The 14080-nt window shown below is 66.8% G+C and carries 10 protein-coding genes and 1 pseudogene; 4 read left to right on the top strand and 7 right to left on the bottom strand.

What is annotated here, in order from left to right; genetic code table 11:
- Positions 1–244, top strand: a pseudogene (locus OXR08_RS13910) (hypothetical protein); the annotation flags it as partial.
- Between the two features lie 39 nt (positions 245–283).
- Positions 284–1330 carry a GTPase ObgE gene (obgE, locus tag OXR08_RS13905; RefSeq protein ID WP_112383486.1) on the top strand — a complete coding sequence of 349 codons (1047 nt, stop codon included), beginning with the start codon at positions 284–286 and terminating at the stop codon, positions 1328–1330.
- Positions 1331–1418: 88 nt separating this feature from the next.
- Here the strand turns inward: obgE and OXR08_RS13900 are convergent, their stop codons facing one another.
- The 4 genes from OXR08_RS13900 to OXR08_RS13885 all read right to left on the bottom strand — a co-directional run bounded on the left by OXR08_RS13900 (position 1419) and on the right by OXR08_RS13885 (position 5709).
- On the bottom strand, positions 1419–2819 hold the full coding sequence (locus tag OXR08_RS13900) for a sugar porter family MFS transporter (protein WP_267350695.1): 1401 nt from the start codon (positions 2817–2819) through the stop codon (positions 1419–1421).
- Between the two features lie 132 nt (positions 2820–2951).
- Positions 2952–3818, bottom strand: coding sequence for an SMP-30/gluconolactonase/LRE family protein (locus OXR08_RS13895; protein WP_267350693.1), 867 nt, complete (start codon positions 3816–3818; stop codon positions 2952–2954).
- Entirely contained in the window at positions 3809–4582 is a 774-nt protein-coding gene (locus tag OXR08_RS13890) for an SDR family oxidoreductase (RefSeq protein ID WP_276589513.1), read from the bottom strand. The genes OXR08_RS13895 and OXR08_RS13890 overlap by 10 nt, the downstream gene beginning before the upstream one ends.
- Positions 4579–5709: a fumarylacetoacetate hydrolase family protein gene (locus OXR08_RS13885; protein WP_267350692.1), complete on the bottom strand. Its 1131-nt coding sequence runs from the start codon at positions 5707–5709 to the stop codon at positions 4579–4581. The genes OXR08_RS13890 and OXR08_RS13885 overlap by 4 nt, the downstream gene beginning before the upstream one ends.
- A gap of 106 nt (positions 5710–5815) precedes the next feature.
- Here OXR08_RS13885 and OXR08_RS13880 point away from each other — a divergent pair, with 106 nt between their 5' ends.
- Together OXR08_RS13880 and OXR08_RS13875 are read left to right on the top strand one after the other, a co-directional pair.
- Positions 5816–7465, top strand: coding sequence for a DUF5597 domain-containing protein (locus OXR08_RS13880; protein ID WP_267350691.1), 1650 nt, complete (start codon positions 5816–5818; stop codon positions 7463–7465).
- Positions 7466–7494: 29 nt separating this feature from the next.
- On the top strand, positions 7495–10386 hold the full coding sequence (locus tag OXR08_RS13875) for a TIM-barrel domain-containing protein (RefSeq protein WP_267350689.1): 2892 nt from the start codon (positions 7495–7497) through the stop codon (positions 10384–10386).
- A 40-nt stretch (positions 10387–10426) separates the two neighbouring features.
- Here OXR08_RS13875 and OXR08_RS13870 read toward each other — a convergent pair whose 3' ends face one another.
- From OXR08_RS13870 to OXR08_RS13860, 3 genes are all read right to left on the bottom strand, one after another.
- A complete protein-coding gene (locus OXR08_RS13870) occupies positions 10427–10948 on the bottom strand; it encodes a PilZ domain-containing protein (protein WP_267350687.1) in 522 nt (173 codons plus the stop codon).
- A 170-nt stretch (positions 10949–11118) separates the two neighbouring features.
- Entirely contained in the window at positions 11119–12918 is a 1800-nt protein-coding gene (locus tag OXR08_RS13865) for an IlvD/Edd family dehydratase (protein WP_112383493.1), read from the bottom strand.
- Positions 12919–12930: 12 nt separating this feature from the next.
- Positions 12931–14055, bottom strand: coding sequence for an aldose epimerase family protein (locus tag OXR08_RS13860; RefSeq protein ID WP_240313612.1), 1125 nt, complete (start codon positions 14053–14055; stop codon positions 12931–12933).
- Between the last annotated feature and the right edge of the window lie 25 nt (positions 14056–14080).

Here is a 14080-nt window from a genome sequence, read left to right as displayed (position 1 = left end):
GATGCTGACCGCGATCCGCGAACTGGTGGAGCAATTGTCGTCCAACCCCGCGGACCCGGCGGACCGGGTATTCCTGGCGGAGACGACGCTGTCGCTGGTGCTGACCGCGCTGGGGCAGGCGTTGATCGGCCAGCAACTGGCCGCGGCCCTGGGGCTGGATGGCGAGGCGGCACGCGGGCTGGCGCTGCGCCATCTGCTGGCGGCGCACGACGCACAAGGCGTGCCGCGCCCGTCACAGGATTGACGCTCCCCAAGAGGGGCCGCTTCGGCTAAGGGGCGAGCCATGCATTTTCTCGATCAAGCCAAGATTTACGTCCGCTCCGGCGCCGGTGGTCCCGGTGCCGTCAGTTTCCGTCGTGAGAAGTTCATCGAATATGGTGGCCCTGACGGGGGACATGGCGGCAAGGGCGGCGACATCGTGTTCGAGGCGGTGGCCGGGCTGAACACGCTGATCGACTTCCGCTACACGCAGCATTTTCGCGCACCGCGCGGACAGGGCGGTTCCGGGTCGAACCGCACGGGCGCCGGCGGCGAGGATCTGGTGATCAAGGTGCCGGTCGGCACGCAGGTGCTGTCCGAGGACAAGGAAGAGGTGCTGATCGACTTCACAAAGGTCGGGCAGCGCGAGATATTCCTGCGCGGCGGTGACGGCGGACGCGGCAATGCCAGCTACAAGACCTCCACCAACCGCGCGCCACGCCAGCACGGCACCGGCTGGCCGAACGAGGAGGCGTGGGTGTGGCTGCGCCTGAAGCTGCTGGCGGATGCCGGGCTGGTCGGCCTGCCCAATGCCGGCAAGTCGACCTTTATCAATGCCGTCACCAATGCGCAGGCCAAGGTCGGCGCCTATGCCTTTACCACCACCCGGCCGCAGCTGGGGGTGGTGCGGCACAAGGAACGCGAGTTCGTGGTGGCCGACATTCCCGGCCTGATCGAAGGGGCGGCCGACGGTGCCGGGATCGGCGACCGTTTCCTGGGCCATATCGAGCGGTGCCGCGTGCTGCTGCATCTGGTCGATGCCAATGACGAGGACGTGGCGGAAAGCTATCGCATCGTGCGCGACGAGCTGGAGGCTTACGGCGCCGGGCTGATCGACAAGCCGCAGATCGTGGCGTTGAACAAGATCGATACGCTGGACGACGAGCTGATCGAGGCGCTGTCCGCCGAGCTGGCCGAGGCGAGCGGCGCGGATGTAATCCCGCTGTCGGGCGCGAGCGGCATCGGTGTGGACTGGGTGCTGGACAAGCTGCTGGAGGCGATGGGGCCGCCGGCGGACGCACCGGTGAATGACGATGGCGAGGAAGATACCGTGGAGTGGTCGCCGATCTGACCGGTGAAGCGCTTCCCGCAAACACCGCGTTTGCGGGAAAGCGCCCCAGTCCCGACCCCTCCCCGGCCAAGGGGAGGGGTTTTTTGTATCAGCCGACCATGTCTTCCAGTTCGCGGCCGCGGGTTTCGTGAACCATGGCGCGGACGAAGAAGAACGAGACGAACGCCGCGGCGGTGTAGCCCATATAGGTGATCGCCAGACCCGGCGAGACGACCAGCGACGGGAAGCTGACCGAGATCGCCGCGTTGGCGATCCACTGCGCAAAGCCCGACACCGCAAGCGCGGAGCCGCGGATCTGGTTCGGGAACATCTCGCCCAGCATCACCCACATCACCGGGCCCCAGCTGACGTTGAAGAACACGACGTAGAGATTGGCCGCGACCAGCGCGATGATGCCGGAATTGCCCGGCAGGCTGACCGCACCCGACGCGTCGGTAACGGCGGTGGAGAAGGCCCAGGCGACCGTCGCCAGCGTGACGGTCATCCCTGCCGAGCCGACGAGGAGCAGTGGCTTGCGCCCGATCTTGTCGATCAGCGCGATGGTGAGCAGGCAGGCGCCGATCGACAGCGCACCCGACAGGATGTTGATCTGAAGCGCATTGTCCTCGGTAAAGCCGACCGCTTCCCACAAGGTCGCGCCGTAATAGAAGACGACGTTGATGCCGACCAGCTGCTGGAACACGGCAAGGCCGATGCCGACCCACAGGATCGGGCGGATGCGGCCGGTGGTGCGGTCACGCAGGTCGGACAGGCGCGGCTTGTGCTGGTCACCGGCGAGGCTGGCGCGGATGTCGGCGACCTTGCGGCGCGCGGTTTCGGTGCCGAACAGGCGGGCCAGCACGGTTTCCGCCTGCGCATCGCGGCCACGGACCACCAGATAGCGCGGGCTTTCCGGAATGAAGAGCAGCGCGACCAGATAGATGGCGGCGGGCACCACCTGAAGCCAGAACATCCAGCGCCAGGCGGGGAAGCCCAGCCAGAATTCGGCGGTGGAGCCACCGGCCCAGCGTGCCAGCGCGAAATTGGCGACGAACGCGCCGGTCAGGCCGGAAATGATCATCACCTGCTGCACGCTCGACAGGCGGCCACGGATGCTCGCGGGGGTCACTTCGGAGATGTAGACGGGCGAGGTGACCGATGCCGCACCGACGCCGAGACCACCGATGATCCGCGCGATGATGAAGATCGCCGACGAACCCGCCGCGCCCGCCATCACCGCGGACACCAGGAACAGGACCGCGGCCAGCATCATGGTGTTGCGCCGCCCGATCAGGTCGGCGAGCCGCCCGGCGGTGAAGGCGCCGATCGACGATCCGACAAGGATCGCGCCGACATTGATGCCGATGCCGAGCCGGCCGAGATCGAAGGCCGCCTCGATCCCCTTTTGGGTGCCGTTAATGACGCCCGAATCATAGCCGAACATGAACCCGCCGATCGTCGCCACGGCGACGATGAGCGAGATCAGGCCCGTATTGTGCCTGCCTTCCACGTGTCGATCCTTCCCTTGATCCTGCCGTGTCGCCGTCTGTCGGGCGGATGGGCAGGCGTGTCATAATAAGTCCGGGCAGCCCTCACCCTTGCGCGGCAAAGCCGGGTGGGAAGGGCGAGGGCGGCCCGATCGTCAGACCTTTGCGCGCAGCACCGGCTTGCCGGGCGTGTCGACGCGGAAGGTGAAGATGTCGCCGGCCTGCGGCTGTTCCGCCAGCTGCTCGGGCGACAGGCCCTGCCGCGCGGTGGTGGCATAGGCGGTGCGTCCGTCCGGGCCGCCCAGCGCCACCTTGGTGATGTTCGACACGGGGAAGCGCACCTCGTGCGTCATGGTGCCGTCGGGCGAGAAGCGGCGCGCGGCCGATCCGCCGAAGAAGCCGACCCAGACGCCGCCCTCCGCATCGCAGATCGCACCGTCGGGATGGCCATGCTCGTCGCCGAAGGTGAGAAAGGGGCGGGCAGGCGCCAGCGTCCCGTCCGCGTTGATGGCGTGGGCGACGATCGTCTTGCCCAGCGTATCGACATGGTAGAGGACGGTATCGTCCGGCGCGATGGCGGGGCCGTTGGTGATGCACACCTTGTCCGCCTCGGCCTCCGAAACCGTCCCGTTCTCGAACCGGTAGAGCTGGCCGCTGTCGGCGCTTTCGTCATTGTCCATCGTGCCGAACCAGATGCGGCCCTGGCCGTCCACCGCCGCGTCGTTCAGCCGGTTGGCGGGCAGATGCGGCTCGATCTCGGCAAGCCGCTCGAAGGTGCCGGTTTCCGGGTCGAAATGATGCGGGCCCGATTGCAGCCCCGCGACGAAGCCGCCGCGCTCCGCCGGCACGACCCAGCCGACCATTTCCGGCGCGGCCCAGTCGTCGCGCGTGTCGGTGGCCGGATCGTAGCGATAGATACGCTGCTGCTTGATGTCGACGAACCACAAGGCGTCGTCGACCCAGATCGGGCCCTCCGCCAGCGTCGCCCCGACGGTCAGAAGATGTTCCGCGTTCATCGCCACCCCGCATCGATAAAATAGTCGTGGCCAGTACACATTTTTGCGTCGTCCGATGCAAGGAACAGCACCAGTGCCGCCACGTCCGACGGCTGGATGCGGCCATCCAGGCACTGGGCGGCGACGATTTCCGCCTCGCCCTCGGGCGTGTACCATTTTTCCTGTCGCGGCGTCTGGACGTTGCCGGGGACGATCGTGTTGACGCGGATGTTCTGGCGACCCAGGTCGCGGGCCAGGCTGCGGGTCAGCCCCTCGATCGCGGCCTTGCACGTCTGGTAGAGGACGAGGTCGTTCAGCGCGAGGTGCCAGCTGATCGACCCGAAGTTCAGGATCGATCCGCCCCCGGCGCGCTTCATGGCAGGCAGCACCGCCTTGGCCGCGAAGAACTGGTGACGCAGGTTCACGTTCAGCCGCTCGTCCCAATAGGCGGGCGTCACGTCGTCGATACCGTGGCGGTCGTCGTTGCCGGCATTGTTGACGAGGATGTCGACCCCGCCCAGCGCCGATTCCAGCTCGGCAAAGACGCGGGCCAGATCGTCCAGATCGGTCAGGTCGCAGCGGCGGAACACCGGGGCATGCGCCGCCCCCGCGCCCAGCCGCATGACCAGTGCCGCGCTCGCCTCCTCGGCGATGTCGACGAAGCCGACGCGCGCCCCTTGCGCGACGAACGCCTCGACCAGTCCTTCGCCGATGCCGGAGCCACCGCCGGTGACGATGACCCGCTTGCCCGCAAGGCTAGGATAGACGGCGCGATTGTTCATGTCGTTCATGCCGAAAGCAGGCCGCGCGCGCCGAGATTGCGCATCAGGTCGCCGATCCCGAAGGACCAGGCGGGCGCGGCCTTGGAGGTGGTGACGGTGTTGGTGAGCGTGCCGAGGCGCGGATTGCTGATCGTCACCACGTCGCCCGTCTTGTGGGTGAAGCCGCGGCCGGGTTCGTCACGGTCCTGGGTCGGTGCGAACAGCGTGCCGAGGAACAGGACGAAGCCGTCGGGATAATGATGCTCGCTCACCGCCTGCGCCAGCAGGTCCTGCGGATCGCGGCTGATCTCCGACATCGAGCTGGCCCCGTTCAGCACATAGCCGTCGGTGCCCTCGATTTTGAGCGACACCTGGCTCGACCGGACATCGTCCATGGTGAAGCCGTCGTCGAACAGGCGGATCAGGGGGCCGAGCGAGCAGGACGCGTTGTTGTCCTTTGCCTTGCCCAGCAGCAGCGCCGAGCGCCCCTCGAAATCGCGCAGGTTGACGTCGTTGCCGAGCGTCGCGCCGACGGCGTGTGCGTGCGCATCGGCGACCAGCACCACCTCCGGCTCCGGATTGTTCCAGGTCGAATCGGAGCGCACGCCGATCTCCGCGCCGTCGCCGACGGTGGAGAGAACCGGGCTCTTGGTGAAGATCTCCGCATCCGGGCCGATCGCGACCTCCAGATATTGCGACCACATGCCGCCTTCGATCAGCGCCTGCTTCAGGCTGGCCGCCTCGGGCGAGCCGGGGACGACCGAGCGGATGCTGCCGCCCAGCGCCGCTTCCAGCCGCTCGCGCACCGCCGCCGCCGCGGCATAGTCGCCGCGGGCCTGTTCCTCGATCACGCGCTCCAGCGCGGACACCGCGAAGGTGACGCCGGCGGCCTTTACGCATTGCAGGTCGATCGGGCTGAGCAGGGTCAGCGCGTCCTGTTCGGCCAGGTCGCCCAGCGATTCGCCCTGCGCCGGGTCGATCGCGCCGGCGTCGATCAGCGCGGCGACCGTGGGGGCCACGCGGCTCATGTCGATCAGTTCGCCGCGTTCGACCAGCACGGGGCAGGGGCCCTCGCCACGGTCGATGCGACCGAGAAAGCGCCCTTCACGCCAGTCGGCCGGCAGCGATGCGATCAACGCGTCAATTTGGTGCAACACCTGTTCCCCTCCGTCTCTGTTAGCGGTATCGGTCGCATCCGAAGAGCCGTCAAGTGGGCGGAAAATCTATAGGAGGGACAAGGGGATGCCGGCAAACGGACGATGGATGACGGCGATCGCGGCCGCTTTGCTGACGACGACCGGGGTGACAGCGCAGACCGTGCCGGCACCGGGTGCGGCCCCGAGTGCGGCCCCGGGTGCGGCAACGCCGATCCCGAAGCTGGTGAGCAAGAATGGCCGCCACGCGCTGCTGGTCGATGGCGCGCCGTTCCTGATGCTGGGTGCACAGGCGCATAATTCCAGCAACTATGCCGCGTCGCTGCCCAAGATCTGGCCGATGCTGGATCGCATCCACGCCAATACGCTGGAGATACCGATCGCGTGGCAACAGGTGGAGGCGCAGGAGGGCCGGTTCGACTTCTCCTATCTCCAGACGCTGCTCGATCAGGCGCGCACGCATGACAAGCGCGTCGTGCTGTTGTGGTTCGGGACGTGGAAGAACACGTCGCCCAGCTATGCCCCCGACTGGGTGAAGCTGGACAATCGTCGCTTCCCGCGCGCCAAGACGAAGACCGGCGAGGATCATTACGTCCATTCGCCGCACGGACGCGCGACGCTGGAGGCGGACAAGCGCGCCTTCGTCAAGGTGATCGAATATCTGCGCGATCACGATCCGCAGAATACCGTCATCATGGTGCAGCCGCAGAACGAGGTGGGCAGCTACCGCAACCCGCGCGATTACGGCGCGGAGGCCAATCGCCTGTTCGCGCAAGGTATTCCCGCGGCGCTGGCCAGGAAGACGGGCAAGCGCGGCACCTGGACGCAGGCGTTCGGGGATCAGGCGGACCGCGCGTTCAACACCTGGTACACCGCGTCCTTCGTCAACGCGATCGCGGCCGCCGGCAAGGCGGTGAAGCCGCTGCCGATGTACGTCAACGCCTCGCTGGCCGGGCCGTCCAACGTGCCCGACCCGATGGGCGTGGCCAGCGGCGGTCCGCAGCAGGACGTGCTCGACATCTGGAAGGCGGCGGCGCCCGCGATCGATTTCGCCGCCCCCGACATCTATGATCGCTCCAGCACCAACGTGATCCAGTATCTGGATAAATATGCCCGGCCCGACAATGCGCTGATGGTGCCGGAAATCGGCAACTCGCGCGATTTCGGGCGGTATTTCTATGCGACGATCGGTCGCGGCGGGATCGGCTTCGCGCCCTTCGGCATCGATGACACGGGCGCGTCCAACTATCCGCTGGGTGCCAAGCAACTGGACGATGCGACGCTGGATGCGTTCGCGCTGCCCTATGAAATGCTCGGCTCGATCGCGCGCGACTGGGCCCGGATCGCGGCCAGCCGCCCGACCTGGGGCACCGCCAAGCCGGATGACGGCGCCGCGCAGAAGACGGTGATGGGCCAGTGGGCGATCACGGTGAACTGGGGGCTGTGGCAGTTCGGCCAGGCGGACTGGACCTGGTTGAAGGCCGATCCGACCCCCTGGGGCAAGGAGCCGGTCGGCGGGGTCGCGGTCGCGCAACTGTCCGACGACGAATTCCTGGTCGTGGGCGACCATGCCCGGATCAGCTTCGGCTCCGCGCCCGGTGCGCCGCCGAACGGCATGACCCTGCGCGTCGAGGAAGGCACGTTCCAGGACGGCAAATGGGTGATGCACCGCATCTGGAACGGCGACCAGACAGATTACGGCATCAATCTGGTCGATCGGCCGCAGGTGCTGAAGGTGACCATGGGGCGGTATCGCTAAAGGCACCGGGACAACAGGGGAGTAGGGTGATGAAGGGCATGATGATCGCAGCGCTGCTTGCCGGTAGCGCTATCACGTCTGCGCATGCGCAGACCGGGGCGGGGCGGTACGAGAAGGTCGATGGCGGGATCGCAGTGACGCCGGCCGGCGGCCCGTCCGCGCGGGTGACGCTGACTGTGCACGGCGACGGGATCATCCATGTGATTGCCGCGCCGCGCACCTCGCTGGGTGCGGTGCAGGCCGAGAGCCTGATGGTGCCGCAGGCGTCGGCGGCGGGTGCGTTTACCGTGCGCGAGGCGGGCGGGCATGTCATCCTCGCGGCGGCGCGCACCACCGCGGATGTCGATCTCGCGACCGGCCGCGTCCGCTTCACCGACGCGCAAGGGCGCGAAACGCTGGCCGAGGCGGGCGCGGCGTCCTTTGCCACCAATCTGGTCGACGGGCGGCAATATGTCACCGCGTCGCAGCAGTTCAATCGCGGCACCGACGAGGGCTTTTACGGCCTGGGGCAGCACCAGAATGCGCAGATGGATTATAATGGCGAGGACGTCGAACTCGCCCAGCACAATATGGACATCGCGGTGCCCTTCGTCGTGTCGACGAAGAATTACGGCCTGTTGTGGGACAATGACGGCATCACCCGCTTCGGCAACCCGGCGCCCTACACGCTGGTCGGACAGGGCGGGGGCGGCACCTTGCGCGTCACCAGCGGCGGCAAGCCGGGCTTCACCGCGCGCTATTATCTGGGCGGCAAGCTGGCGGTGACGCAGCAGGAAGCGACGATCAACTACCAGTATATCCGCGACCAGGCGAAATGGCCCGCCGCGGCCAAGGCGCAGACCACCGCGGCGACCGGCGGGCAGAACACCGCGGGCAATGCGGTGCAAACGCAAAAGGTGGTGTGGACCGGCCGTGTGACTCCCGACAAGGGCGGCGTCCACAAGTTCCAGCTCTACGGCTCCAGCTATTTCAAGGTCTTCGCCGACGGGCGCGAGGTGCTCAATCGCTGGCGGCAGAACTGGAACCCCTGGTACCACAATTTCGACCTGCCGATGACCAAGGGCAAGGCGGTCGACCTGCGCATCGAGTGGGAGCCCAATGCCGGCTATATCGCGCTCCTCCACAACGACCCGCTGTCCGAGGCGGATCGCCATTCGCTGTGGATGACCAGCGAGGTCGCGCGCGCGGTGAACTACTGGTACGTGCCCGGCCGCGACATGGACGACGTGATCGCCGGCTATCGGCAACTGACCGGCAAGGCCGGGATGATGCCGAAATGGGCCTATGGCTTCTGGCAGTCGCGCCAGCGCTACAACACGCAAGACGAAGTGGTCGGCGTGGTCGAGCGCTACCGCGCGCTGAACATCCCGATCGACAATGTCGTGCAGGACTGGTTCTACTGGCCCGAGGACGCCTGGGGCAGCCATGATTTCGAGAAATCCCGCTTCCCCGATCCCAAGGGGATGGTGGACCGGCTGCACGACCTGCACGCCCGCTTCATGATCTCGGTCTGGCCAAAATTCTACCCGACCACCGAGAACTACAAGGAACTGGCCGCCAAGGGGCTGACCTATCAGGGCAACCTGAAGATGGGCAATCGCGACTGGGTGGGCAAGGGCTATGCCAACACCGATTACGATCCCTATTCGGCGCAAGGTCGCCAGATCTTCTGGCGGCAGGTGCGCGACAAGCTGGGGACGATCGGCACCGACGCATGGTGGCTGGATGCCAGCGAGCCCGACATCCATTCCAACCTGTCGATCGAGGAGCGGCTGGCGGTGATGGGGCCGACGGCACGCGGGCCGGCGGCGGAATATTTCAACAGCTTCCCTCTGGTGCACGCGACCGGCGTCTATGACGGCTGGCGCAAGTTCAAGCCGGACGTGCGCCCCTTCATCCTGACCCGCTCCGGTTTCGGCGGATTGCAGCGGACGGGCTCGGCGGTGTGGTCGGGCGACGTGGCCAGCCGGTGGTACGATCTGCGCGCGCAGATCTCGGCCGGCGTCAACGTCTCGCTGTCGGGCATCCCCAACTGGACGCATGATATCGGCGGGTTCGCGCTGGAGGATCGCTTCTCCACCAAGACGCCCACCGCCGCCGATCTGGACGAATGGCGCGAGCTGAACCTGCGCTGGTTCCAGTTCGGCGCGTTCACCCCGCTGTTCCGCAGCCATGGCGAGGCGCCGTACCGCGAGATCTACGAGATCGCGCCCGAGGGTTCGCCGATGCGCGCGTCGATGGTCTGGTACGACCAGCTTCGCTACCGCCTGATGCCCTATATCTACACGGTCGCCGCCGACACCTTCAACAAGGACGGCAGCATCATGCGCGGGCTGGTGATGGACTGGCCGGAGGATCGCACCGCTCGCCAGGTGGACGACCAGTATCTGTTCGGCGACGCCTTTCTGGTCGCGCCCGTCACCGAGCACAAGGCGCGGACCCGCTCCGTCTATCTGCCGGGGAATGGGCTGTGGTACGATTTCGCGACCGCACAGGCCTATCGCGGCGGCGGGCGGGTGAGCGTGGCCGCTCCGTACGAGCGGATGCCGCTGTTCGTGCGCGCCGGCGCGATCGTGCCGATGGGGCCGGTGACGCAATATGTCGACCAGCAGCCCGGCGCACCGCTGACCATCACCGTCTATACCGGCGCGGACGGCCGCTTCTCGCTCTATGAGGATGACGGCACCAGCGAACAGTATCGCACCGGCGCCTGGGCGCGCATGCCAATCCGCTATGACGAGGCAACCGGCAGCGTCACGCTGGGCGCGCGCGAGGGCAAGGGGTGGAAGGGCATGCCCGCCACCCGCACGATCCGGGTGAAGTGGATCTCGCCCGGCCGCCCAGTCACCGACGACAACGGCTTCGATGCCGAGGTGACCTATAGCGGCGCCGAGATGGTGGTGCCGCGCAGCCGCGGTTGAACCGAGCCCCGGCCCCTTCGATCAGGAAAGGGGCCGGGGGTTACTGAACGCTGCCACCAAGAGCGGTATTGATCGCCGCAAACGGACTGGCCAGCGCATCGTGCACCTCCAGCGCGATGACGACCGCGGTGGCGGTGCCGGCAATGGCGAACACGGCATATTGAAAGGCCGACGACCGGTGCCGCGAGGTTTCCACCCGCCGGGCGACGCGGCCTTCCGCCACCAGCCGCGCGCGGGTGCGGCGTTCCTGGTCGCTTTCGGTGCGGCCGCTCGGCCGGGTGGCGAGCCGCGCCTCACGCGTCAGGGCCTCGGCACTGACCCGGTCCTGCGTACGCACGCCGAAAAAGCGGTCCTTGCGCCACATGACGCGCCCGATGATGACCAGCGTGCCGCGGCGCACCTCGATATAGTCGCCGGTGTCGGGCGCATGGTCGGCCGCGATCAGCAGGCCGCGCGACGATACGTTATGGATGCAGGCATCTCCCCAGGTCCCGCTCAGGTTCAGGCGGCAGGGCACGAACACCTTCGTGCGCGGCTCGCGCGGGTGCAGGGCGCTCAGCACGAAGGAGGTGGGGCGACGCGATACATGCAACCGATATCGGTGCAACTTGCAAAGATATGGTTTCTTGTTCTGCCGAAATAACCTTCGGCAACCGGATTTCATCTATAAAAAAAGGGCGGCGGCCGACAGGATCGCAGTCCTGCCGGCAACCGCCCTTCGTCAGCGCGCCCTTAGTGGTTGTCGCGCGGCAGTCCCTGCGTCTGTGCGATTCGCTGGTACTTTTCCGCACCCTCCAGGATCGCGCCGGTGTTCATCTGGCCGACCACCGCACGCTGCATCTCCTGCCACGGGGTCTGCGACGCGGGATATTGGTACCCGCCGGCGGCAACCAGCGCGTCGCGGCGCTGGGTCAGTTCCTCGTCGGAGAGCAGCACGTCGGCGGTCCCCTTGTTCAGGTCGATGCGCACGCGGTCACCGGTGCGCAGCAGCGCTAGGCCACCCATGGCCGCGGCCTCCGGGCTGGCGTTCAGGATCGAGGGCGATCCCGACGTACCCGACTGACGACCGTCGCCGATGCAGGGCAGGGCGTGCACGCCCTCGGTGATCAGATAGGCGGGCGGGCGCATGTTGACGACTTCCGCGGCGCCCGGATAGCCGATCGGGCCGGCGCCGCGCATGAACATCAGCGTCTCGGGCGTGATGCCGAGCGAGGGGTCGTCGATGCGGTGGTGATAATCCTCCGGCCCGTCGAACACGACCGCCGGTCCCTCGAACGCATCCGGGTCGTTCGGGTTGGACAGGTACCGTTCGCGGAACTCGGTGCCGATCACGCTGGTCTTCATGATCGCGGCATCGAACAGGTTGCCCGACAGCACGATGAAGCCGGCTTCTTCCTTCAGCGGCTGGTCATAGGGACGGATGACCTTTTCGTCCTCGATTTCCACGCCGCGGCAATTGTCGCCCATGGTGCGGCCGTTCACGGTCAGCGCATCCTCATGGATCAGCCCTTGGCCCATCAGCTGGTTGACCACCGCGGGCACGCCGCCGGCGCGGTAATAATCCTCGCCCAGATACTCGCCGGCCGGCTGCAGGTTGACGAGCAGCGGCACCTTGTGCCCCTCCGTCTCCCAGTCCTTGAGCGGCAGGTCGACGCCGATATGACGGGCTAGTGCCGCCAGGTGGATCGGCGCGTTGGTCGATCCGCCGATCGCGGAATTGACCCGGATCGCGTTGTGGAAAGCCTGCTTGGTCAGGATGTCGGACGGCTTCAGGTCCTCGGCCACCATCTCCACGATGCGCTTGCCGGTGATGTACGACACTTCCTGACGGTCGCGATAGGGCGCGGGGATCGCGGCCGAACCGGGCAGCGACATGCCCAGCGCTTCCGCCAGCGAGTTCATCGTGGTCGCGGTGCCCATCGTGTTGCAATAGCCGGTCGACGGCGCGGACGAGGCGACGAGGCGGATAAACTCCTTGTCGTCGATCTCACCGGCGGCGAGCATCTGGCGCGCCTTCCACACAATGGTGCCCGAACCGGTACGCTCGCCCTTGTGCCAGCCGTTCAGCATCGGGCCGACCGACAGCGCGATCGCCGGAATGTTGACGGTGGCGGCGGCCATCAGTGCGGCCGGCGTCGTCTTGTCGCAACCGATGGTCAGCACCACGCCGTCCAGCGGATAGCCGTACAGCACCTCGACCAGGCCCAGATACGCCAGGTTGCGGTCGAGCCCGGCGGTCGGGCGCTTGCCGGTTTCCTGGATCGGGTGGACCGGGAATTCCAGCACGATGCCGCCCGCTTCGCGAATGCCCTCGCGCACGCGCTCGGCCAGCACCAGATGGTGGCGGTTGCAGGGGCTGAGGTCGGAGCCGGTCTGGGCGATGCCGATGATCGGCTTGCCCGACTGCAACTCCTCCAGGCTCAACCCGAAGTTCAGGTACCGCTCCAGATAGAGCGCGGTCATGTCGATATTGGCGGGATTGTCGAACCAGGCGCGGCTGCGCAGCTTGGGTGTGGTGGACGGTTCGGTCATGATGGTTCCGGATCAGCGAGCGGTGGAGAAGCGATAGATCATCGTGTGGCGATACGGCTTGCCCGGATCGACACGCGGTGAAACGAAGTCGGGCTTGTTCGGTGCATCCGGAAACTTCTGCGGTTCCAGTGCGATGCCGTCGCCCATGCGGTACAGGTGGCCCGACTTGCCGACATAGGTGCCGTCAAGGAAGTTGCCGGTATAGAATTGCACGCCGGGCTCGGTCGTCAAGACCTCCAGCACGCGGCCCGAGGCGGGGTCCTCCAGCCGTGCGGCAAGCTGCGGCGTGGCGGTCAGCCCCTTGTCGAGCGCGAAATTATGGTCGTAGCCCTGGCCGTAGCGGATCTGCTGGTCGCGGCCGTCGCGAATGCCGTCGGCCACCACGCGCGGGCGGCGGAAGTCGAACACGCTGCCCTCCACCGGCTTGCGCTCGCCGGTCGGGATCAGCCTGGCGTCGACCGGCGTATAGGCGGCGGCGGGGATGGTCAGCTTGTGGAAGGTCGCGCCCATCGGCGAACCCTCGCCGTTCAGGTTGAAGATCGCGTGGTTCGTCATGTTGACGATCGTCGGCTTGTCGGTCTTCGCCTCGAACGCGATGGTGAGCGCGCCCTGCTCGTCCAGCGAATAGGTGACGGTGGTGTCCAGCTTGCCCGGATAGCCCGATTCGCCGTCCGGGCTGGTGTGCGCCAGCACGACGCTGGCGGTGGGGCCGTTCTTGGTCGAGACGATGCGCCAGTTCTGCTTGTCGAAGCCCTTGCCGCCGCCGTGCAGCGAATTGGTCTTGTCATTCAGCGGCAATTGGTATGCCTTGCCGTCGAGCGTGAACTTGCCGCCGGCGATGCGGTTGGCATAGCGGCCGACGGTGACGCCGAAGAAATTGGGATGCTGTTCGTAGGCCGCGACATCGTCATAGCCCAGCAGCACGTCGGCCGTCTTGCCCGCGCGGTCTGGCTGCATCACCGATTGCAGCGTCGCACCGTACGTCAGGATGCGTGCGGACAGCCCCTGTGCGTTGGTCAGCGTGATCGCCTCGACGGTGCTGCCGTCCTGCAACGTGCCCGCCGGCGTGCGCTTTGCCTCCGCGCCGTAGGCTGCCGTCCCTGAAAGAGCCAAAATCGATACCGCTACCAACGTCATACCCTTGACTGATGCCGTCCGCATT

The sequence above is a fragment of the Sphingomonas sp. GM_Shp_2 genome (assembly GCF_026540875.1).
Lineage (GTDB): Bacteria > Pseudomonadota > Alphaproteobacteria > Sphingomonadales > Sphingomonadaceae > Sphingomonas > Sphingomonas carotinifaciens.
The sequence above is the reverse complement of the archived record's forward strand: the minus strand, read 5'-3'. Positions and strand labels throughout refer to the sequence as shown.